24 protein-coding genes are annotated in these 19,297 nt (G+C 64.9%); 15 read left to right on the forward strand and 9 right to left on the reverse strand.

Annotation, left to right across the window (positions count from 1 at the left end):
- Positions 1-98 precede the first annotated feature (98 nt).
- The 5 genes from HALNA_RS11000 (at position 99) to HALNA_RS11020 (ending at position 2,590) form a co-directional block, all read left to right on the forward strand.
- Positions 99-1,328 carry a tripartite tricarboxylate transporter permease gene (locus HALNA_RS11000; RefSeq protein ID WP_049936423.1) on the forward strand — a complete coding sequence of 410 codons (1,230 nt, stop codon included), beginning with the start codon at positions 99-101 and terminating at the stop codon, positions 1,326-1,328.
- Between the two features lie 116 nt (positions 1,329-1,444).
- On the forward strand, positions 1,445-1,624 hold the full coding sequence (locus tag HALNA_RS11005) for an HVO_2753 family zinc finger protein (protein ID WP_049936424.1): 180 nt from the start codon (positions 1,445-1,447) through the stop codon (positions 1,622-1,624).
- Between the two features lie 2 nt (positions 1,625-1,626).
- On the forward strand, positions 1,627-1,893 hold the full coding sequence (locus HALNA_RS11010) for an elongation factor 1-beta (RefSeq protein ID WP_049936425.1): 267 nt from the start codon (positions 1,627-1,629) through the stop codon (positions 1,891-1,893).
- A 43-nt stretch (positions 1,894-1,936) separates the two neighbouring features.
- On the forward strand, positions 1,937-2,227 hold the full coding sequence (locus HALNA_RS11015; RefSeq protein WP_049936426.1) for a 50S ribosomal protein L21e: 291 nt from the start codon (positions 1,937-1,939) through the stop codon (positions 2,225-2,227).
- A gap of 6 nt (positions 2,228-2,233) precedes the next feature.
- Entirely contained in the window at positions 2,234-2,590 is a 357-nt protein-coding gene (locus tag HALNA_RS11020) for an RNA polymerase Rpb4 family protein (RefSeq protein ID WP_049936427.1), read from the forward strand.
- 27 nt (positions 2,591-2,617) lie between these two features.
- On the opposite strand, the gene HALNA_RS19980 is transcribed toward HALNA_RS11020, so the two are convergent.
- The 3 genes from HALNA_RS19980 to HALNA_RS11030 all read right to left on the reverse strand — a co-directional run bounded on the left by HALNA_RS19980 (position 2,618) and on the right by HALNA_RS11030 (position 4,324).
- Entirely contained in the window at positions 2,618-2,773 is a 156-nt protein-coding gene (locus tag HALNA_RS19980; protein ID WP_157573510.1) for a hypothetical protein, read from the reverse strand.
- A gap of 368 nt (positions 2,774-3,141) precedes the next feature.
- Entirely contained in the window at positions 3,142-3,714 is a 573-nt protein-coding gene (locus HALNA_RS11025) for a response regulator (RefSeq protein WP_049936428.1), read from the reverse strand.
- 220 nt (positions 3,715-3,934) lie between these two features.
- A complete protein-coding gene (locus HALNA_RS11030; RefSeq protein WP_049936429.1) occupies positions 3,935-4,324 on the reverse strand; it encodes a winged helix-turn-helix domain-containing protein in 390 nt (129 codons plus the stop codon).
- A gap of 113 nt (positions 4,325-4,437) precedes the next feature.
- Between HALNA_RS11030 and HALNA_RS11035 the strand changes: the two genes are divergently transcribed.
- Entirely contained in the window at positions 4,438-5,091 is a 654-nt protein-coding gene (locus HALNA_RS11035; RefSeq protein WP_049936430.1) for a helix-turn-helix domain-containing protein, read from the forward strand.
- On the opposite strand, the gene HALNA_RS11040 is transcribed toward HALNA_RS11035, so the two are convergent.
- The 5 genes from HALNA_RS11040 to HALNA_RS11055 form a co-directional block, all read right to left on the reverse strand.
- Positions 5,088-5,531, reverse strand: coding sequence for a pyridoxamine 5'-phosphate oxidase family protein (locus HALNA_RS11040; RefSeq protein ID WP_049936431.1), 444 nt, complete (start codon positions 5,529-5,531; stop codon positions 5,088-5,090). The two genes, HALNA_RS11035 and HALNA_RS11040, sit on opposite strands and share 4 nt — an antisense overlap.
- Before the next feature lie 124 nt (positions 5,532-5,655).
- The gene (locus HALNA_RS20600) at positions 5,656-5,808 is read right to left on the reverse strand and encodes a DUF7560 family zinc ribbon protein (RefSeq protein WP_169719036.1); all 153 of its coding nucleotides are present in this window, start codon (positions 5,806-5,808) and stop codon (positions 5,656-5,658) included.
- A gap of 73 nt (positions 5,809-5,881) precedes the next feature.
- Complete coding sequence (locus HALNA_RS11045; RefSeq protein ID WP_049938038.1) at positions 5,882-6,709, reverse strand: ZIP family metal transporter; 828 nt, start codon at positions 6,707-6,709, stop codon at positions 5,882-5,884.
- Between the two features lie 123 nt (positions 6,710-6,832).
- On the reverse strand, positions 6,833-8,356 hold the full coding sequence (locus tag HALNA_RS11050) for a globin-coupled sensor protein (protein WP_049936432.1): 1,524 nt from the start codon (positions 8,354-8,356) through the stop codon (positions 6,833-6,835).
- A gap of 72 nt (positions 8,357-8,428) precedes the next feature.
- Positions 8,429-9,304 (reverse strand): universal stress protein, encoded by an 876-nt coding sequence (locus HALNA_RS11055; RefSeq protein ID WP_049936433.1) that lies wholly within the window; start codon positions 9,302-9,304, stop codon positions 8,429-8,431.
- Between the two features lie 130 nt (positions 9,305-9,434).
- Between HALNA_RS11055 and HALNA_RS19985 the strand changes: the two genes are divergently transcribed.
- The 8 genes from HALNA_RS19985 (at position 9,435) to HALNA_RS11090 (ending at position 17,178) form a co-directional block, all read left to right on the forward strand.
- Complete coding sequence (locus HALNA_RS19985; protein WP_157573511.1) at positions 9,435-9,590, forward strand: rubrerythrin-like domain-containing protein; 156 nt, start codon at positions 9,435-9,437, stop codon at positions 9,588-9,590.
- Positions 9,591-9,680: 90 nt separating this feature from the next.
- Complete coding sequence (locus HALNA_RS11060; protein WP_049936434.1) at positions 9,681-10,829, forward strand: enolase C-terminal domain-like protein; 1,149 nt, start codon at positions 9,681-9,683, stop codon at positions 10,827-10,829.
- Between the two features lie 478 nt (positions 10,830-11,307).
- Positions 11,308-12,012, forward strand: coding sequence for a bacterio-opsin activator domain-containing protein (locus HALNA_RS11065; protein ID WP_049936435.1), 705 nt, complete (start codon positions 11,308-11,310; stop codon positions 12,010-12,012).
- Between the two features lie 109 nt (positions 12,013-12,121).
- On the forward strand, positions 12,122-12,958 hold the full coding sequence (locus HALNA_RS11070) for an alpha/beta fold hydrolase (RefSeq protein ID WP_049936436.1): 837 nt from the start codon (positions 12,122-12,124) through the stop codon (positions 12,956-12,958).
- A 367-nt stretch (positions 12,959-13,325) separates the two neighbouring features.
- Entirely contained in the window at positions 13,326-13,694 is a 369-nt protein-coding gene (locus tag HALNA_RS11075) for a winged helix-turn-helix transcriptional regulator (RefSeq protein ID WP_084509992.1), read from the forward strand.
- A 247-nt stretch (positions 13,695-13,941) separates the two neighbouring features.
- A complete protein-coding gene (locus HALNA_RS11080) occupies positions 13,942-14,334 on the forward strand; it encodes a winged helix-turn-helix transcriptional regulator (protein ID WP_049936437.1) in 393 nt (130 codons plus the stop codon).
- A 190-nt stretch (positions 14,335-14,524) separates the two neighbouring features.
- Positions 14,525-16,666: a cupredoxin domain-containing protein gene (locus tag HALNA_RS11085; protein WP_049936438.1), complete on the forward strand. Its 2,142-nt coding sequence runs from the start codon at positions 14,525-14,527 to the stop codon at positions 16,664-16,666.
- Positions 16,667-16,671: 5 nt separating this feature from the next.
- The gene (locus HALNA_RS11090; protein ID WP_049936439.1) at positions 16,672-17,178 is read left to right on the forward strand and encodes a redoxin domain-containing protein; all 507 of its coding nucleotides are present in this window, start codon (positions 16,672-16,674) and stop codon (positions 17,176-17,178) included.
- A 46-nt stretch (positions 17,179-17,224) separates the two neighbouring features.
- Here the strand turns inward: HALNA_RS11090 and HALNA_RS11095 are convergent, their stop codons facing one another.
- Positions 17,225-17,950: an NAD(P)H-hydrate epimerase gene (locus HALNA_RS11095; protein ID WP_049936440.1), complete on the reverse strand. Its 726-nt coding sequence runs from the start codon at positions 17,948-17,950 to the stop codon at positions 17,225-17,227.
- 118 nt (positions 17,951-18,068) lie between these two features.
- Between HALNA_RS11095 and HALNA_RS11100 the strand changes: the two genes are divergently transcribed.
- On the forward strand, positions 18,069-19,280 hold the full coding sequence (locus HALNA_RS11100) for an MFS transporter (protein WP_049936441.1): 1,212 nt from the start codon (positions 18,069-18,071) through the stop codon (positions 19,278-19,280).
- Positions 19,281-19,297 lie beyond the last annotated feature (17 nt).

A 19,297-nucleotide genomic window follows, 5' to 3' on the forward strand; every position in this document is an offset into this window, starting at 1 on the left:
GCGGCGACCCCTCTGTGCGATCCACGTTTTTTGCGACGCCGAGCGCGTAGCGGCGCGTGGGCGTAGCTTCAAACCCGATCCCGCGCCACCTCCGCGGGATGCTCCCCGTGCCGGCCGCGCCACAGCCCATTGGCCTGACGACGCTCGGCTACGCCCTCGTCGGCGTCGGCCTCGGCACCTGCAGCGGGTTGACGCCCGGTCTCCACGCCAACAACTTCGCGCTCCTCCTGGCGTCGGTCGTCCCGTCGTTGCCGGGGCCGACCGTCGCCCTCGGCGCCGCGATGCTCGCCGCGGGCGTCGTCCACACCTTCCTCGACGTGGTTCCGGCGCTCGCGCTCGGGGTCCCCGATCCGGCGACGGCCGCGGTCACCCTACCTGGACATCGACTCGTCCTCGACGGGCGTGGTCGGGAGGCCCTCCGACTGTCGGCGCTCGGGAGCGGCCTCGCCGTCGTCGTCGCCCTCGTCGCCGCGGTGCCGCTCACCCGCGCCGTCGAGGCCGTCTATCCGACGCTTCGGCGCCACCTCCCGCTCCTTTTAGCCGCCGTAGCAGTCGTCCTCGTCGCCACCGAACCGACGTGGCGACGGCGGGTGGGCGCCGTGACGACTCTCGGTGTCGCCGCAGGCGTCGGATGGCTCGTCCTCGACCTCGATCCGACGGGACCGATCGCCGCGGGGGGCGTCCTCGCGCCGCTCTTTGCCGGCCTGTTCGGCGCGCCGGTGTTGATCGAGGCGCTGTCGGGCGAGGGCGTCCCCCCGCAGGCCGCACCGACGGTGACGCTCGACCGTCGGACGATTCTGGGGACGGCCGGTGCCGGCGCGGGAGCGGGCGCGCTCGTCGGCTATCTCCCGGGTGTCTCCGCGGCCGTCGGCACCGTGCTCGTACTGCCCGCGGTCCCCGGGGAGTCGGGCGCCCGTGGGTTCCTCGTCGCCTCCAGCGGTGCCAACACGGCGAACACGATTTTCGCGCTCTTTGCCCTCCTCGCGCTCGGCACGCCCCGGACCGGCGTCATGGTCGCGATGGACCGCGTGGGCGCCGTCGCGTCCGCGGGCGTCCTGCTCGGAACGGCCTGTCTCGCGGCGGCGGTGGGGTTCGCGCTCGTCGTCTCCGTGGGAGACGCGTATCTCCGGACGGTCGGCCGCCTCAACTATACGCGCGTCTCGCTGGCGACGGGCGGACTCCTCGTCGTCGTCGCGTACCTGTTTGCCGGCGGGGTCGGACTGGCAATCTTCGCCCTCGCGGCCGTCGTGGGCCTCCTGCCGCCCGCTCTCGGCGTCCGCCGCGTCCACCTCATGGCGGTGCTCGCGCCGGCAATCGTCCTGTCGTAGCCGTCGGAGCCGTCGTCACCCGCGCGTATCGATGGGGAGACGCGCTACGACACCGTGAGCACCCGTCGGAAACCCGAAAGACAACGATTAAAACCCGCCGGCGGGTTCGTACGGGTATGAGCCAGACGGAAGGAAAACAGGAGCGCCAGTGTGTCTCCTGTGGGATCAACATCTCCGGGATGAGCGCCGCCGCGTTCAAATGTCCGGACTGCGGGCAGCAGATTTACCGCTGTGCGAAGTGCCGCAAGCAGAGCAACCTCTACGAGTGTCCCGACTGCGGGTTCCGGGGGCCGTAACGATGGGGAAAGTCGCCGCCAAGATGAAGGTCATGCCGGGGAGCCCCGAAGTCGACCTCGACGACCTGCAGGACCGACTGGAGGCGTCGCTCCCCGAGGGCGCGAAGATCAACGGCTTCGAACGCGACGAAGTGGCGTTCGGCCTGGTCGCACTCCTGCCGACGGTGATCGTCCCCGACGACGCGGGCGGCACCGAAGCGGTCGAGGAGTCCTTTGCCGGCGTCGACGGCGTCGAGAGCGTCGCCGTCGAGAACGTCGGCCGCATCTAACAACGCACCATTTATAATCACCACCGGAGTAATCACGCACATAATGCCGAGTTCCAACGGACCGCTGAAGGGGACGCGCGGTAAGCTCTCGAATGACCCCCGAGAGCGCGGCGCCTCCCCGCCCCAGCGCGCGATTCAGGAGTACGACATCGGTCAGAAAGTCCACCTCACGCTCGACCCGAGCGTCTCCGAAGGTCGGTTCCACCCCCGATTCAACGGGCACACCGGCACCGTCGTCGGGACGCAGGGCCGCGCGTTCAAAATCGAGATCAACGACGGCGGCAAGGACAAGACGCTCATCGCGCGCCCGGCACACCTCAAGGCCCAGCAGTAACGCGCGATGACGATATTCAAAGAAAAGCTCGACGAGGAGTTCGTCACCATCTCCGAGGTCAAGGAGCTCCTCGCCGAGGTCGAAGCCGAGCGGGCCGCCGACGTGGACCGCGAGATGCGTTACGAACTCGCCCGCGCCATCGAACACGCCAACACGTTCGCGGTGCTCGACGCCGAGGAGTCGCGCGAACTCGCCGAGGAACTGCTCGAACTCGAGCAGGTTGACGAGGCGGCGGCGTTCAAAATCGCCGACCTGCTCCCGCAGGATCGGGACGAACTCCGTTCGGTGTTCGCTCACGGCCGCTACTCGCTCGACGGCGACGAACTCGACGAAGTTCTGAACGTCGTCGCGAAGTACGCCTGATCGTCGCGAGACAACACAGTCGAGTCGTCACGACTGCTCGTCGTCCGGATGCTTCGACCGATCCACGAGGAAGACGCCGAGCGCGAGCACAGCACCGCCGGCGACGGGGCTGATCCCGGTTCGCTCCCCCAGAACCACGGCACCGAGTGTGATGCCCACGACGGGCCGGGCGAAGAAGTACACCGTTGGTCACAACTCGGTGGCAACCTTCGACGGGTCACGCGAAAGCGTACTTGAACCCCGCAACCTGAATATCCCCTTCGTGGAATCCTCGCCCTGTAGGGCGGGGAGGATGTCAAGTCGTGATCGGCGGACGCACGAGCGAGCGGACAGCCGTCCTGCCAGAGGTCGAGCGTAACACGATGCATACTCGACCGTGGCGCGACTGGCACAAACGTTTTCGTAAGGATCATGCCAAATCGCTATCCACGCTCGCCGTGACGGTTCGGCGGGAATCTATCGAAGGCAGTCGCTCGGGGTCGGCGGACGGCGAGGGAGTCCCGAACCGGCGTCCACCGATCTCGTGACCGGGCAACCGGACGGGGACCGATCTACGGGTCGTCTTCGATATCGGACAACACCTTCTCGAACGTCTCGGTCGCCATCGTCCCGAACGTCTCCGCGGACTGCGCGTCCAGTTCCGCCGCCTGCTCCTGTAACGTCGCGTACTCCTCGCTCTCGGCGAGTTCACGCTCGGTTTTCTCGGCTTCGAGCACCGCGAGTTTCTCCGCAATCGCGAACCGTTCGCGCACCTGTTCGTCGTACTCCGCGAGGGCGAGCAGTTCGTCGACGGTGTCGCGGAGTTCCTCGTCGCTCACCGGCTTGGTCAGGTAGGTGTCGAACGCCATCTGGGCGATGTCGAAATCGGGATCGACGGCCGTCACCATCGCTACCCGCACGTCGAGTCCACGACCCCTGATTTCGTCGAGAACGTCCTGTCCGGACAGTCCCGGCATCCGACGGTCGAGCAGGACGACATCGGCACCGGCGACTTGTTCCAGTGCCTCCTCGCCGCTGTACGCCTTCCGCACGGAGTACTCGTCGCCGGTGAACGCGAGCGCGTAGACGTCGACGACGTCCCGTTCGTCGTCGACGAGAAGGACGGTCGGCTGCGGTGTTGCCATCGTCACGTCGTCGGGCGCGTGCGATGTTAAACCGTGCGGCTCCGGTACTGCATCGGAGGGCGAGGCGAGTCCCCGCCGTATCGCGCCGAAGCGGTTGCCGTGGCTGGACGGGGCGTATCGAGCGGCGCTACAGTAGCCGTCGTAAGTCGTTGCACACCCACAGCACGCGATCGGATGTGTCGACAGTGACGGACGCCACGACAGCGATTCGTGGCCGGTCCTACCGCGAATCGTCGTCCAGTCGCGTGGCGCGTTCGGGTGGCTCACGCCGGGTGACGGTGAGTTCGAAGCCGGCGGTGGCGTCGACGAGTATCTCGTCGACCACGCAGACGTACTCGCTGGTGTGTTTCCCGTCGGGGCAGAGACGGGTCCGCTCGGCGAGCAGTCCCACGTCGGTAAGCGTGTCGAGTTTGCGGTACGTCGTCGAGAGCGGGAGATCACAGGTCTCGGCGAGTTCGCTGGCGGACAGTGACGTCTCACCGGTCGCGTCCAGCACTGCACGGCAGCCGTCGTCCTGGAGCGCGTGGAGTATGGTCTGCACTTCGTCGTCGTCGTCGACGGTCGTTTCCGCTGGCGAGCGTTCGACGCGCGGGGGAGTAGCGATGGCCATCGTTCGACCGTACAGACGAACCGGCCCCCAACCAATCTACACCCACGATACTGCGGGGGGTTTATAAGAAAGCCAGGTATACTTAGAAGTCCCGACCACGTACGGGGCATACCATGAGCTCTGGGATTCGGGCCGAACTACGGGTCGACGCGGCCGGGACGTGTCCCGTCGTCGAGGCTGCGTCGGCGGCCGGGTCGCCGACGTTCTCCGTCTCCAGGGCGGTCGATCCGGGGGGGCCGGGACGGGTGACCGAGGAGTTCATGTTGGACGGCGTGGCCGACGGGGAGTTGGCCGACGACGAGGACGTGGATACGGTGTTTTCGTACGGGTCGAAAACCGTCTATCGGCTCACCCGCAGCCGCGACGCGGGCTGTCCATGTGAGTGTATCGAACGATTCGACTGTCCCGTGGTCGACGTCCACACCCGTGACGGACTGTTGTATCTGGTCTTTCACGCGGCGGACATGGAGCAGCTACAGAACATCATCACGACCCTCCGAACGGAGTATCCACAGGTCGACATCTGTCGGCTCCTCCGGTCGGAGGGTGAAGATGGGGGGGACGACCTCGTCTTCGTCGACCGCGGCCGACTCACCGCGCGACAGCGCGAGGTGCTCGAAACCGCGCATCGCTTGGGGTATTTCGAGCGACCAAAAGGAGCGAACGCGGGCGAAGTCGCCGACGCCCTCGACATCTCGCGGTCGACGTTTACCGAACATCTCGCGGCGGCACAGACGAAGCTCCTCGACGCGATCTTGGACGGCTAATCGACGTCGATCCGTCGACCGCTCAGTTCGTCGGGGTCGAGTTCGTACAGTTGAACGTCGAGTTCGTCCCTCCCTCGATCCCACATCTCGAACAGCGGGCGCTTCGCCGCCCCGAACCGTGCCACGTGGTCGGGTGTGAGCGCCGACCGCGGGACGAGTTCGAGTCGGCCGTTCGCCACCGCACTCCGGTACGTGGAGCCGCGTTCCTCGTAGACGACGAAGCGAACCCGTTGGGAGTCGTCGAGAAAGCGGGCCTTCTCGCCGCCCGGCGTCGACACCAGTCGCATACAGAATCGCCGATCCGAGGCGTCGTAGCCGTAGGAGATCGGGACCGCGTACGGTTCGTCGCCACGAGCAAGCGCCAGGACGCCGGTTTCGTTCCGGCCGAGGAGCGCGTCAGTTTCGTCGGCCGTCATCGCGGTCTGTTGCTCGACGGTCATGCGTCTCGTTGGCTGGGAATAGCCGGGTGGCGATTTATACTTGTTCACATCGCCGGCGACCCAGCAGTCGCTACTGTCGGAATGACGGCCGGCGCAGGACGACCGCGACCCGGTGTGAGGTGGACTAACGGTCGTCGTGGGAGAAGGCACTCGACGAGAGCGTCGTTCCACAGACGACACAGCCGTGATCGAGTAAGGCGTCCCGCATCGGCTCGTTCACTGTCATGGCCTCGCCACAGTCCGGACAGTGAAAGGTGAGGTTGGCGCCGGCACCCATCGTACGCCGGTATAGGCGGACCGGAAATATATCAACCCCCCTTCTTCCAACCAGCTGAGAACACGAACACGGATCAGCCAAGCGAGATATCCAGATAGAGCATCACGATCACGCCCAGCATCGTCCCCAGCGTCGCGACGCGTTCGTGGCCCCCGGTGTGTGTCTCCGGGACGATCTCGTCGCTGATGACGAACAGCATCGCGCCCGCGGCGAAGCCCATGGCGTAGGGGAGAAGCGTCGAGACGACGCCGACGGCGTACGCCCCGAGCACCGCGAGCGGAATCTCGACGACGCCGGATCGGACGCCGGCGAACACGGCGTAGGTACGGCGATCCAGCCCGGCGTTGATCGCCGCCACGGAGACGGCAAACCCCTCCGGAACGTTCTGGATGCCGATAGCGAGCATCAGCGGGATGGCCGTCCCGAGGTCACCGCTCCCGAAGCCCACCCCGACGGCGAGGCCCTCCGGCATGTTGTGCAAGGTAATCGCGAGGACGAAGAGGAGAACGCCCGCGAGTCGCTCGTCGTCGATTGGCAGGCTCTCGCTCGACGCCGCGGCGTCGGACCGCCGTCGCCCGGTGACGAGGTAGTGTGCGTGGGGGATCAGGATGTCGGAGCGATCCAGAAAGAGGGCGCCGAGCGCCACGCCAAACAGGACGGGGATCGGATTGCCGTTCGAGTACGTCTCGATACCGGGGATAATAAGACTAGTGAAGGCGGCGGCGAGCATGACGCCGGCGGCGAAGCCGAGCGCCCCGTCGAGCGCGCGTTCCGAGGGGTCCCGCCAGACGAAGACGAGGGATGCCCCCAACAGGTTGAGCGTCGCGATGACGACGCCGCCGACGAGGCCGTGGACCACGGGATCGCTGCCGAACAACCCCGTGAAGCCGTCGACTACCACGTCGCCTCCGCCCGTTCGGTCATGGACACGGTTCCGATTCAGGGCCACCGGTATTGAACTTTGATACGTTCCGGTGGCCGGCCTGTCGGCGACGGGCGGAAGACGCCGTGTCGGTAGCCGTCGCTAGTCGGTTCCGAGCCGTTGTACCGTCTCGTCGATGTCGCGGATCTTGGCCGTCTGTGTCTCGTTGATCGACGCGACCCGCTCGACCTCGTCCGAGACGCGTTCGGCCTGGTCGACGAGGCCGTCGATCATGCTCGCGACCTCCTCGGTCGACGCCGCCTGGTCGTCCGTCGCCTCCGAGACCTCCCGAATGCCGCGGGAGGCGTCCTGCACCGCGTCGACGATCTCCTCCAGTTTCGCCATCGCCGACTCGATCCGTGCCATCCCGCGGTCGATCTCCTCGGTCGTCGCTTCCAGACTCTCGACCGTCTTTGCCGTCTCGTCTTTGATCGCTCCGACCATCTCCTCGATGTCGCTCGCGTGACGCTGTGACTCGCCGGCTAGCCCCTTTACTTCGTCGGCGACGACGGCGAATCCGTCGCCGGCCTCGCCCGCCCGCGCCGCCTCGATGGAGGCGTTCAGCGCCAGCAAGTTGGTCTGGTCCGCGATGTCGTTGATCACCTCGACGATCTCGTCGATCTCGTCGATCCGACGCTCCAGGTCGTCCACGTCGCCCGCCACGTCGCGCGAGGCCTCGCTCACCCGCTCCATCACCTCGATCGACTCGGCCGCCGCGTCCTGTCCCTCCGTCGCTAGGGCCGCCGCGCGCTCGCTCGTCGCCGCCACCTCGTCCGCCGTCGACGCGATCTCCTCGACCGTGGCGCTCATGTTCGACACCTCACCCGCCACGTCGGCCATCGCGTCCACCTGCTCGTCGGTGCGGTCGTCGATGGACGTGGTGCGTTCGGCCACCTGCTCGGCCGAGTCGCGCAACTCGCCCATCGGCTCGGCCAGATCCGCCTCGACATCGCTCATCAGGCGCTCCCGATCGTCGATGACATCCTCCAGTTTCTGGCTGTAGGAGTGGATGTAGGTGTCCGCGACCACCTGCATATCGAGGTTGATGATCCGAAGGATCGCGAGCAGTTCTTCCTGAGTCACGTCGCGCGCGCCGCCGACGGCCGCCTCGACCGCCGCCGCGTCCGTCGCGTCCGTCTCGTCGAGCACCCGGTCGACCAGCCGATCCTCCATCCGGTCGAACAGGAGGGGGACGAGGAGGTCGTAGTAGACGCCGTACTGGCCGATGTACTGTTTCATCGGCATCTCCAGCAAGTCGTGGAGTTTCCCGATCCGAGCGCGGTTCCCGAAGTAGTTGAGTCCGTAGTCGCCGTCGGCCAGCGAGATCAAATAAGCCGACTGCGTCCGTTTCAACTGCTCGATATCCTTCTCGGAGCGCCCGATGACGTCGACCGTCTGCTCGTAGCTCGTGAGGTTGTCGTAGAAGTCGTCGGCGACATCGTCGGCGTGGGCTCGGAACACGTCCTCGAGGTCCGCGAGGCGGCGGGCGTCCGTCTCGTCGAACCCGACGAACTCCTTTCGCCACTCGATTTCCGCCGCGTCCAGACCGCACTCTTCCATGAGGTCGCTGACCGATACGTGGTCGTTCAAGCCGCCGCGACCGAACGCCGCCTCGAAATCTTGCATGCGCGCCCTCGTCCGTTCGGTGAAATAAATTTACGCACCAATCTCCAGTGGGTGATAATCGGAGCCGACGCGTTAGGAGGTGGTCGGTCCCCGGACCGTCAGCACCGGCACCGGCGCCGTTCGGACGAGGGCCTCGGCGACACTGCCGAGGACGTAGCGGTCGAACCCTGTCCGACCGTGGGTGCCGACGACCACGAGGTCGACATCGTTGTCCGTAATGTACGACCGGACGACGGCCGGGACCGAACCGCCGAACTCGACGGCGGTCGTGGAGTCGATCCCGGCCGCGTTCGCCCGCTCCGCGGCGGCGTCGACCACGTCGTGGGCGCCGTCTTCGAGTGCGGCCGCCTGGATGTCGGCGCGAACGTCGACGCCGAGACTCGTCACGTCGACGACCGAGAGGAGGTGGACGGCGGCGGCGGCGGCCGTCGCCACATCGATGCCCACGTCGAGGGCGGTAGCCGCCGTGTCACTCCCGTCGGTCGGGACCAGGACCGTCCGGTACGGATACCGGACGGACACGTCGTCATCCGGGCGGATCGTCAGTACGGGAGTCTCGGCGCGCCTGACGACGCGTTCGGTCGTGCTCCCGAGGAGGAAGCGTTCGAGGCCGCGCCGCCCGTGTGTGGGCATGACCACGAGGTCGATGTCGTAGGTGTCGGCGTAGTCGACGATGGTGCGGTACGGCTCACCCTGTAACACCTCGGTGACGGTGGGAACACCCCGCTCGCTCGCCCGCGTCGCCGCCCGCTGGACCGTCTCGGCGCCGGCCCGTTCGAGGGCGTCGACGACCCGTCCCCGGATCGTCGTGACGCTCTCGCGTGTCGTATCCGCTACGTTGACGACGTGGACGGTCGCGTCGTGGGCGTTCGCCAGGGCGAGGACGTGGTCGAAGACGGCGGCCGCCCCGTCGCTCCCGTCGGTCGGAAAGAGCAGCTTGTCGAACATACGACAGCTTTCGCGGGCACGGGACAAAAAACGGGGCGGCGGTCCGGTCGTGTGCTGGACTCCACGAACGTCGAGTTAGAGCCGAATACTGACAAGAGTTAACACGAATCGCCTACAAAGTTGTGACGATATGCCGACCGCCCCCGATCCCGCCCCGTGTAATCAGGACGAACAGCTCTACGAGTGTCCGGAGTGTGGGAAACGGCTCTGTAGCGCGGAGACGATCACTGCCTGTCCCGGCTGTGACGGTCCCGTGCAGAATCTGAGTCGGCCGCGGCCGGAGTAGCGCCGTCGGACGTTGGGGGCGCCCCCGGAGCGTGACCGGCGGCTTGCGGTGGGCCAAACTGTTTTGCGTCTCGCCCACGACGCCTCTCGAATGCGTATCACCGAGGTCGAGATTCACGAGTTCGACTACGAGGTAGCGCGGACGGGCACCGTCGGCGGCAACTGGGTGTACGATCCCGACTCGACGCTCGAACCGCCCGGGTTCGTGCTCACGATTCGGACCGCCGACGGGACCGAAGGCCACTACCGCGGCTTCGCGTTCACGCCGCCCATGATCGCACAGGTGACGATGGTCGCCGAGGAGCACCTGCTGGGTCGCGACCCACTGGAGCGACGTGGCATCTGGCAGGACTGCTGGCGGGCACTCAGACACACCGACCACTTCGGCCTCGGCGCCATCGACGTGGCGCTCTGGGACCTCGCCGGGCGCCACTACGGTGAGAGCGTCTCCGGCCTCCTCGGCGGCTATCGCGATACCCTCCCGACCTACGCGTCGACGATGTTCGTGGACGATTCGGGGGGCCTCGACGGTCCCGACGCGTTCGCCGACTACGCCGAAACGTGTCTGGACCGCGGCTACGACGGCTTCAAGTTCCACGGACATCCCGACGTGCGCCCCGACGTCGACATCGCCATCTGCGAGGCGCTCGCCGAGCGCGTCGGCGACGAGATGGCGCTCATGATTGACAGTTCCAGCCTCTATCGCACCTACGCCGACGCCCTCCGGGTCGGCCGCGCGCTCGACGACCTCGAGTTCTTCTGGTACGAGGACCCCATGCACGACGGGGGCGTGAGCGAGCGAACGACGAAGCAACTCGCCACCACGCTCGACACGCCGATGCTCGGACTGGAACACGTCCGCACCGGCCCGTACGGCACCGTCGATAGCCTCGCGGGCGAGTCGACCGACCTCGTCCGGGCCAGCGCCCACATGGACGGCGGGATCACCGGCGCACTCAAGACCGCCGACGCCGCCGAGGCGTTCGGCACCGACGTGGAACTCCTGCTCGGCGGCCCGGCACATATGCATCTGATGAGCGCGCTCCGCAACTCCAGTTTCTTCGAACACGGCCTGCTCAACCCCGAGAGTACGTGGATCCTGAATCAGGGGTTCGAAGGCGAACCGGAGTCCATCGACGACGACGGCCGGATGGCCGTCCCTGACGGGGCGGGCTTGGGCGTCGAGATCGACTGGGCGTTCGTCGAGCGTCGCCGCACCGGCCACACGCTGATCGACTAACCGGTCCTCGTTGTCGTCGTCTACGGCGCGAATTGCCTCGCAAATCGCGACCCACCGACTCCCCAAGACGCCAGTCTGCCACCTGAAGCCGGATCAACGAGCGTGGACGCGAGTGCGTCGACGAGGAATCGGCGTAGACACGACGAATGAAACTGGTCGTCGACGTCAACGTCGTCATCTCCGCACTCATTGTCGATTCGAAGACGGGGGAGAGCACTCATCCGCGGACCGACTTTCGAGCCAATCCCAGCAGGTTCCGCGTTAGAACAGTCCCCGTTCGACGAGGAGAACACCGTCACCGAAGTGACGATATACGTGTATCGGTCTCATTTTCACCACGTCGTTCGGTAGTGCAGTGAGCAAGGGGACCCACGACGGTTCCATCCGTTCCTGTCGGGTCCGTATGGACGGCGAGTGAGTGTTCGAAACGGACACACGACGGACGAATGCCTATGAACGCGGTCATTGAAGCCCGAGTATGACCGTTCGGGACCCCATCGAGACTTCAACAACGGAGATCGAATTGAAGGTGCGGGACAGAAACTGCTTTTTCGTTCGTCTCTCGGCCGAAACGGACTGTCTCATTCGCCTCGAAGAGTTGATCCACCGAGCTGACGGGAACCTGCTTCAGTACTTCAGTATCCGTGAAACGTCTCCGAAGGACATCATCGAACTGGCCGCGAGCGAATCTGCAATCGCAGAGGCGCGTCTCGTCAGGAACGGGTCCGACGCAAATCTCTTCCAGTTCGTCGTCTCAGGACCGTGTGTCACTGCGACGCTCGCCGATACCGGTGCGATTACTCGTGACGTTTCGGCCGCGGGCGGCGTCGGCCGTGTCGTCGCAACTGTTCCATCTCACGTCGCCGTCCGGACCGTCGTCGAAACGTTTCGGACACGCCATCCGGACTCGGAATTTCTCGCCAGGAGAGAACGCGATCAGTCTCCACCCGTTCGAACGAAATCGGGCGTCCACACCATCCTCACCGACCGACTTACCGAGAAACAGTACGAGGTGCTTCGGACGGCGTATCTTAGCGGCTACTTCACGTGGCCGCGTGACAGTACGGCCGAAGAGTGTGCCGACGCGTTGGGGATCGCTCAGCCGACGTTTAGCCAGCACCTTCGGACGGGCCAGTGCAAGGTGTTTACCGCTCTCTTCGACTCCGCGGTCGACAGCGGGTGATCGAGACGTCGAGACCGATCACGACAGAACGGATCGGTCTGTCATACCTATTCCTATAGGCAAGAAGCGTTTGCCGGGGGGACTGGAATGTACCGATGGGTGATTCAGGATGCCAAGCTACGCGGAGTGGACTGCAGCGCAAGAGACGACGGCCGTCACGGTCGATGGACACGAACTCGATGTCGCCTACTACGACGAGGGATCGGGCGATCCCGTCGTTTTTCTCCACGGGATTCCGACGAACTCCTACCTGTGGCGGGACGTGATCGGACCGATCGCAGCGGAACGCCGCGTCATCGTGCCGGACATGATCGGATACGGCAACTCGTCGATTTTCGACGGATTCGATAGATCGATCCGCGCACAGGAGGAGATGGTAACGGAACTGCTGTCGGCGCTTGATGTCGAAAACCCCTCGCTGGTCGGTCACGACCTCGGTGGCGGCGTGTTCCTCCGCTACGCGGCCCATCATCCGGATGCTGTCGACGAGCTCGTGCTATCGAATTCCATCGCGTACGACTCCTGGCCGATCCAGTTGATCACCGACTTGGGACTTCCCGAGACGGCCCGAGAAACCGGCGTCGAGGAGTTACAAGCGATGCTCGACGACCTCTTTCGAGACACGCTCCACGGGTCGGAGCACAGCGACGCGTTCCTCGACGGGATGACCACGCCGTGGAACTCCGAAGCGGGTGTAACCTCTCTCGTTCGAAACGCGACCTCGACGAACACGAATCACACGACTGAGGTCGATCCGGAAACGATCGAAGCCCGGACGCTCCTCCTGTGGGGGGCGGACGATCAGTTCCAGTCCATCGAGTGGGCCGAGCGCCTGCAAGCGGATATCGAGACGGCCGAACTGATCGGGCTGGACGACGCAAACCACTGGGTGATGGAAGATCGGCCGGACACCTATCGCGACGAACTGGCCGACTTCCTGCGCTAATCAGGTCGAACGTTCGGGCTGATACTGCCGGCTGTAAGTCGATCAAAATATTCGCCACCCCGAGGTGGCGAATATCGTGAAACAGTTACAGTCGGTAGTATGAGTCGCGGGCGACAGTCACGACTCGAAACGTCCGACCGCAGAGGCACCCCCTAACGCCGGGTCGTCCGTCGTGCCTTCCCCCGATTTCTCCCGACGCACGCTACCAAGATAAATAGGTTACTCGTATTGGAAGTCCCTTTTCACACTCACAGAATAGTAAGGAGTTCCCGGTCGAGTTGTACAAGCGTGTCCGACAGTTCGTGTATAAGTCGGCAGATTCACCCACAGAACCCAGATCCCCGATAACGGGTCCTCACAGATACTCATGAGTACACACTCAGAATCGAGTGATACGAAATCGACGTCGGTCGTCACACCGAGCCAGTCACAGGAGACGCTCATCTCCATGGCAAACCTCCTCGGACGCAAGTGGCACTTGGTCATCCTCCACCAGTTGCTGACGGAGGGCGCGATGGGATTCGGCGAACTGAAAGGAGAGATCGAACACATATCGTCGAAGGTCCTGTCGGACAGCCTCGACCGACTCGAGACGGAACACGAACTTGTCGAACGCCGCATCGTGAGCGAGAAGCCGGTGCGCGTCGAGTACGCGGTGACGGACCGCGGTCGTGACTTCGCCCCTGTCGTCGACCGCATCCACGAGTGGGGCGTCGAACACGTCCTGAGGGAGTAGATGCGGTGAGGTCGGGGTGAAGGGCAGGTTCGCAGGGCCACCGGTACGTCGGACGGTAGTATTCGCAACGTACTCACGTTCCCCCCGTCGCTGTAGTCGGGTGCCGGACTCATTTTTTGAAGAGTATCGCTGGATCGGCTGGCAACGGTTCTTGCGTACCGCTTCGATCGTCCCGATACTGAATCACATCAAGTTACTTGATTTCTACAGGTAACTATTATAGCGTCCCCGTCCGTATGGGACGGACATGAGCGACGACGATACTGAAGCGGACGCTGCCACCCAACTCGAAGTGTGGTGCGCCGGCGAGGACTGGTGCCCGGTCACGACGACGGCGTCACTCATCGGCAAGAAGTGGCATCCCGTGATCATTCATCGACTCCTCGAACACGGACCGAGCGGATTCAACGAACTCAAAGCCGATGTCGACGGCATTTCGAGCAAAGTCCTCTCGAGTAGTCTCGATGACCTCGAGGAGAAGCAGATCGTCGACCGCGAAATCATCAGCGAAAAACCGGTGCGGGTGCAGTACTCGCTCACGAAACACGGTCGGTCGCTCGAGCCGGTGATCTTTTCGATGCGTGACTGGGGGCTCGAACATCTCACGGAACCCGACGAAGACGAGTCGTCGGTCGCGTAGGGATCTCCGGAATTACGCAAGCAGGCATGGTCGAGTCGTGCCCGACACGGTCGGTTGTTTTCCTGCCGCATTCTCACCACGAGTCGGCCACTCACGGTGATCGGCGACTCACTGGGTTACACGTGCGTTACTTGTTGAGCCCGCGGTTGTCCGAGATTCATTACGGGTAGAAACTAAGTTTCGGGTAGATATGGCAATCGATGACATTGACAGGCGCACGCTCCTCCGTCTCGGTGGGGTCGCAGCCATCGGCGCACTAGCGGGTTGTAACAGTCAGCAAGGCTCCGAGGCAACCTCGACGGCGACGACGACTCCCACGTCGACCGCAACGGCGACGGAAGCATCTGGAACCAACCCCCCCGGTGCGGATCAACTCGGAGGACCCGACGACCTCCAGTCGTCGGCGACGGTGGAAGCGACGATGCTTTCGTCCGACCAGGGCGCCGGCCAGCACGTGAACACGCCGGCCGTCGTCTGGGTCGAACAGGGCGCGACCGTGACGTGGAACATCGCCGAGGGCTCGCACTCGATTACGGCGTACCATCCGGACTTCGACCGGTCACTCCGGATTCCAGAGGGGGCGACGGCCTTCGATTCCGGGATTCTTTCCGCAGGAGAATCCTTCGAACACACCTTCGACACGCCGGGCGTCTACAATTACTTCTGTCGCCCGCACGAAGGACTCGGAATGGTCGGTCTCGTCGTCGTCGGGCAACCGCAGGAAGGCCCGGGAACGACGACCACTGCCGACATCGAACTGAGCGCTGCCGCCCAGTCGCTCACCCGCCTCCTCGACGTGGCGGGCATCGTCGCTAGTGAGGGTGGAACGACGAACGCCTACGCGTGGCAGGACGCCACGTGGGACTCATACTGGTACTCGCTGTACAACATGAGTACCAACATCGCCATGAGCGGCAACGGCGTCCAGTTCCCGCACAACGACGCCCAGCGGCAACAGTTCGAACAGCGAGTGCCGGCGATGCTCCAGCATGCGGATGTCGACAAACCCCCGATCAAGAATCCCAACCTGAACATGGCTGCGTTCACGGAGGGTGATCCCCACTTCACTCAAAAGCCTGTCTTCGACTCGGGCGACGGCCGCCCCGACGCGTCGACCCTGCAGTGGGACATGTCGAAGTCCTCGAAGGTCGTGAGCCCCTCCTCGGTCGCGTGGACGCATCTCAAAGGTGTGACGTGGGCGAAGAACTTCCAGAAACACTTCGAGACGCTTCCACCGGGAATTGCGGCGAAGTTCCGCGCGCAGATGCTCACCACCCTCGCCCAGATCGGGACGAACGCGACGCTCATCGCCGGCGGTCCGGACGGCAATGGAGCGCTCACGAAAGGCGACTCGCTCGAACTCGTCTCCGAGTTCCGACCGAGTGACGGCACGGTCGTCGACGACACGGCCCGGCCCAACCACCACTCGGCGATGCTCTGGTTCCTGTCGGATCTCACGAGTCTCGCCCAAAACGGGTGGTTCGGCTACGTGAACCCGGAACCGCTGATTCCGAACGGAAAGATCCAGCAACTGGCCGACGGGATGGCGCAGACGACGATGAACCTCTTCGATCCCTCGGATGTCGCCGACATGGGGTCGACCCGGGACCTCGGCCAGATGCTCGGTGCCGTCGGCTGGTACGGAACGCACGCCGGAAGCGACGAGCTGCGTGCTGCCGCCGCGAGCTACGCCGACGATCTGGCGGCTGAGGTCGACGCCCACCTCGAGGGCAACGGACACGTGGCCGACGGCGTGGCCAATGGGGCGGCGACGCAGGGCGCGGTCGGACAGGGGCTCCTCTGGGCCTCCCAGATCGACGGCGTCGATCACCGCGACACCGCGGAGGCCGTCCTCGGCTACCTGCTCGACGAACTCTGGGACGAGGACGCAGGCACCTTCGCCACCGGAACCGACGCGTCCACCTACCGAATCACGTCGCGTGACGCGGGCGACGTGACTGGCGGCCTCAACGCCGCCGACGCACTTCTCGATCTCGACGTGCAGGAGGTGTACGCCCGCTACTTCAACGGGACGTTCAACCGCGGGCGACTGCAACGGGCCGAACGTCCGAACAGCCGCGACGAGGGTGCCGAGTTCACGCTCCCCCTCCCGCCGGCTGCCGGCGGCGAGTACGGACAGGCCGCCGTGTACAACGACGCCGTCGAGTACGATACCGGCGCCGACGAGTGGTCGGTCGTCGACGACACGTTCACTACGTCGTGGGCACTGTACACCGCGAATCAGGACATCTGGATCGGCAACTGGGCAGGCGACTTCTTCCAGGGTCGCGGCGTGCCCGGCCGGAGCGACCAGCCGCCCGAGGGGGCCTGATCGCGATGCTCCCCGAAGGCACCGCCGCACCGGAGTTCACGTTGCCCGGAACCGCGATGGACCGAGACGCGATCGAGATGTCGACGTACTCGCTTGCCGACGCGCTCCAGCGAGGGCCGGTGATCATCAACTTCTATCTCTTCGATTTCCACCCGGAGTGCACCGAACACATGTGCTCGCTCCACGATCTGCTGTGGTTCGACCTCGACGACCGAGTGACGGTGTTCGGTATCTCCACGGATCGGTCGTTCAGCCATCGAGCGTTCGCGGAGACGGAGGAACTGGCCTTCGCCCTCCTCTCGGATAGCGACGGGAGCGTCGCCGAATCCTACGACGTGTTCTACGAGGAGTTCGACGGCCACAAACGGATCGCGAAGCGTTCGGTCTTCGTCGTCGACACCGACGGGACGATTCGGTACGCGTGGAGCACCGACGATCCCACCGCGCAACCGGACTTCTCGGCGGTCAAGGACACACTCGAAAGATTGCAGATCGCCCGCGCCGACGACTGATCAGGGGTCGGTGTTGACCCTTTCGAACCTGTAACTCAGCGAATAATCAGTCCCCAGTCGCCAGTTCGATCCACCACTCTCGGCCGAACGGGTCGTCGTATGCGATGTCGAGGCGGTCGTACACGACCCGCGGAATGCCGATGTCGGCGAGAACGAGCTGTCCCGGACAGGTTCGTAGTCCCGTCTTCGGTACGGCGAGCGTGACCGTCGTCTCCGGGTGGACGGCTGCCCCGAGTGTCTCGCCGGTCGTGGCGTCGATACCGGAGGGCACGTCGAGGGAGACGACTCTCGATCCGCGTCGGTTCGTTTCCTCGACGAGGCCCCGTGCCGGATCGCGGATCGGGCCGTCGAGGCCGTAACCGATGAGCGCGTCGACGACCACGCCGATTCGATCGAACGCAGCCAGTTCTTCGACGCCGCTCGTGACCGACACGTCCGTCGCGTCGAGAATCCCATACTGCTGTGCCGCGGCCCCGGACAACGCGTCGGGGTCGCGGTCGATGACGACAGCCACTCGAACGTCGTGGTTATGGAGATGTCGAGCACACGCCAACCCGCCACCGCCGTTGCCGCCGTTTCCGGCCACGACCACTACCGGTTCCTCACCTGTCGCAGCGACCCGATGGGCCAACGTTCGGCCCGCGTTCTCCATCATCTGGAGCAACTGTAGTCCCACGTCCTCGACGGCAACCCGGTCGACATCGCGCATCGTCTCCGCCGTCACGGCCGGCACATGCGTCCCCGACGCCGTCACGAACGCGTCGGTAGTCATATCGATTCTTGGACTCTCAACCACCATTACTGTGTGCCGTTGCGATCGCCGACTAGGGGTTACCTACGGGTTAGCTGACGCTTTTGGTAGCTCAGGTAGTTACCATTCGATACCTACGATGGTATCCCGAAAACATCGAGTGCTGTTGGTGATCGCGCTGGCCGAACTCCTCGCCATGTCGCTGTGGTTCAGCGCGACCGCCGCGGCGCCGGAGTTGGCGGCCGAATGGGGGCTCACCGACGGCGAGACGGCGTGGTTGACCATCGCGGTGCAGTTGGGCTTCGTCGCCGGTGCGCTCCTCTCCTCGGCGCTCACGCTCGCGGACGTAATTCGGCCCCGGTATCTGTTCGCCGGTTCGGCCGTCGCTGGCGCAGTGTTCACGGCCGCCATTGCTGGATTCGTCACGTCGGCCGCGCCAGCCATCGCGCTCCGATTTTTGACCGGCATCGCCTTGGCCGGGGTGTATCCCACCGGGATGAAGATTCTCGCCGGCTGGTTCGAGGAGGGCCGCGGATTCGCAATCGGCATGTTGGTCGGCGCACTGACCGTCGGATCGGCGCTTCCGCACCTGCTCCGAGCCGTCGGCGGCGTCGGACAACCTCGGGTCGTGCTGTACGGGGCCGCAGGCCTGTCGGTTCTCGGTGGGCTGTTGGTCCTCCTCGTCGAACCGGGGCCCCATCAGGCACCGGCGGCACCGTTCGATCCGAGCGCGATCGGTCGCATCCTCCGGGACCGGGGAACGATGCTGGCCAACGGTGGCTACTTCGGGCACATGTGGGAGCTCTACGCCGTCTGGACGTGGATCCCTGCCTACCTGATCGCGAGCATCGCGGCGAACGGCGGGAGCGGCGAGTCGTCGAGTCTCGCCTCGCTCCTGGCGTTCGGCACTATCGCCGTCGGTGGCGTCGGCGCCGTCGTCGCCGGCTCCGCGGCCGACCGGTTCGGTCGGACGCAGACCACGAGCGCGAGCATGGCCATCAGCGGCGTCGCCTGTATCGCCGCGGGATTCGTCTTCGGGTCGTCGTTGCTCGTTCTCGTACCCTTCGTTCTCGTGTGGGGACTCGTCATCGTCGCCGATTCGGCCCAGTTTTCCGCGGCCGTCTCCGAACTCGCCGAAGGGTCCTACGTCGGGACGGCGCTGACGCTCCAGACGGCCATCGGATTCCTCCTGACGACCGTATCGATCCAGCTGATCCCGATGGTCGTGGATCTGGTCGGCTGGCGCTGGGCGTTCGCACCGCTGGCTCTCGGCCCGATTCTCGGGACCTTGTCGATGCAGCGACTTCGGAACCTCCCCGAGGCGACGAAGCTCGCCGGTGGTCGCGGATAGAACGTTCGCCTTCGCGA

It is taken from the genome of Haloplanus natans DSM 17983, from assembly GCF_000427685.1.
In the GTDB taxonomy this organism is placed as follows: domain Archaea; phylum Halobacteriota; class Halobacteria; order Halobacteriales; family Haloferacaceae; genus Haloplanus; species Haloplanus natans.

Coding starts and splice junctions, on each gene's coding strand:
- HALNA_RS11070 (WP_049936436.1), top strand. CDS start 12,122: ATGCCAAGCTACGCGGAGTGGACTGCAGCGCAAGAGACGACGGCCGTC.
- HALNA_RS11075 (WP_084509992.1), top strand. CDS start 13,326: ATGAGTACACACTCAGAATCGAGTGATACGAAATCGACGTCGGTCGTC.
- HALNA_RS11050 (WP_049936432.1), bottom strand. CDS start 8,356: ATGCAAGATTTCGAGGCGGCGTTCGGTCGCGGCGGCTTGAACGACCAC.
- HALNA_RS11040 (WP_049936431.1), bottom strand. CDS start 5,531: ATGACCGTCGAGCAACAGACCGCGATGACGGCCGACGAAACTGACGCG.
- HALNA_RS11020 (WP_049936427.1), top strand. CDS start 2,234: ATGACGATATTCAAAGAAAAGCTCGACGAGGAGTTCGTCACCATCTCC.
- HALNA_RS11010 (WP_049936425.1), top strand. CDS start 1,627: ATGGGGAAAGTCGCCGCCAAGATGAAGGTCATGCCGGGGAGCCCCGAA.
- HALNA_RS11060 (WP_049936434.1), top strand. CDS start 9,681: ATGCGTATCACCGAGGTCGAGATTCACGAGTTCGACTACGAGGTAGCG.
- HALNA_RS11085 (WP_049936438.1), top strand. CDS start 14,525: ATGGCAATCGATGACATTGACAGGCGCACGCTCCTCCGTCTCGGTGGG.
- HALNA_RS11100 (WP_049936441.1), top strand. CDS start 18,069: ATGGTATCCCGAAAACATCGAGTGCTGTTGGTGATCGCGCTGGCCGAA.
- HALNA_RS11035 (WP_049936430.1), top strand. CDS start 4,438: ATGAGCTCTGGGATTCGGGCCGAACTACGGGTCGACGCGGCCGGGACG.
- HALNA_RS11080 (WP_049936437.1), top strand. CDS start 13,942: ATGAGCGACGACGATACTGAAGCGGACGCTGCCACCCAACTCGAAGTG.
- HALNA_RS11095 (WP_049936440.1), bottom strand. CDS start 17,950: ATGACTACCGACGCGTTCGTGACGGCGTCGGGGACGCATGTGCCGGCC.
- HALNA_RS11005 (WP_049936424.1), top strand. CDS start 1,445: ATGAGCCAGACGGAAGGAAAACAGGAGCGCCAGTGTGTCTCCTGTGGG.
- HALNA_RS11015 (WP_049936426.1), top strand. CDS start 1,937: ATGCCGAGTTCCAACGGACCGCTGAAGGGGACGCGCGGTAAGCTCTCG.
- HALNA_RS11065 (WP_049936435.1), top strand. CDS start 11,308: ATGACCGTTCGGGACCCCATCGAGACTTCAACAACGGAGATCGAATTG.
- HALNA_RS20600 (WP_169719036.1), bottom strand. CDS start 5,808: ATGGGTGCCGGCGCCAACCTCACCTTTCACTGTCCGGACTGTGGCGAG.
- HALNA_RS11030 (WP_049936429.1), bottom strand. CDS start 4,324: ATGGCCATCGCTACTCCCCCGCGCGTCGAACGCTCGCCAGCGGAAACG.
- HALNA_RS11025 (WP_049936428.1), bottom strand. CDS start 3,714: ATGGCAACACCGCAGCCGACCGTCCTTCTCGTCGACGACGAACGGGAC.
- HALNA_RS11090 (WP_049936439.1), top strand. CDS start 16,672: ATGCTCCCCGAAGGCACCGCCGCACCGGAGTTCACGTTGCCCGGAACC.
- HALNA_RS19985 (WP_157573511.1), top strand. CDS start 9,435: ATGCCGACCGCCCCCGATCCCGCCCCGTGTAATCAGGACGAACAGCTC.
- HALNA_RS11055 (WP_049936433.1), bottom strand. CDS start 9,304: ATGTTCGACAAGCTGCTCTTTCCGACCGACGGGAGCGACGGGGCGGCC.
- HALNA_RS11000 (WP_049936423.1), top strand. CDS start 99: ATGCTCCCCGTGCCGGCCGCGCCACAGCCCATTGGCCTGACGACGCTC.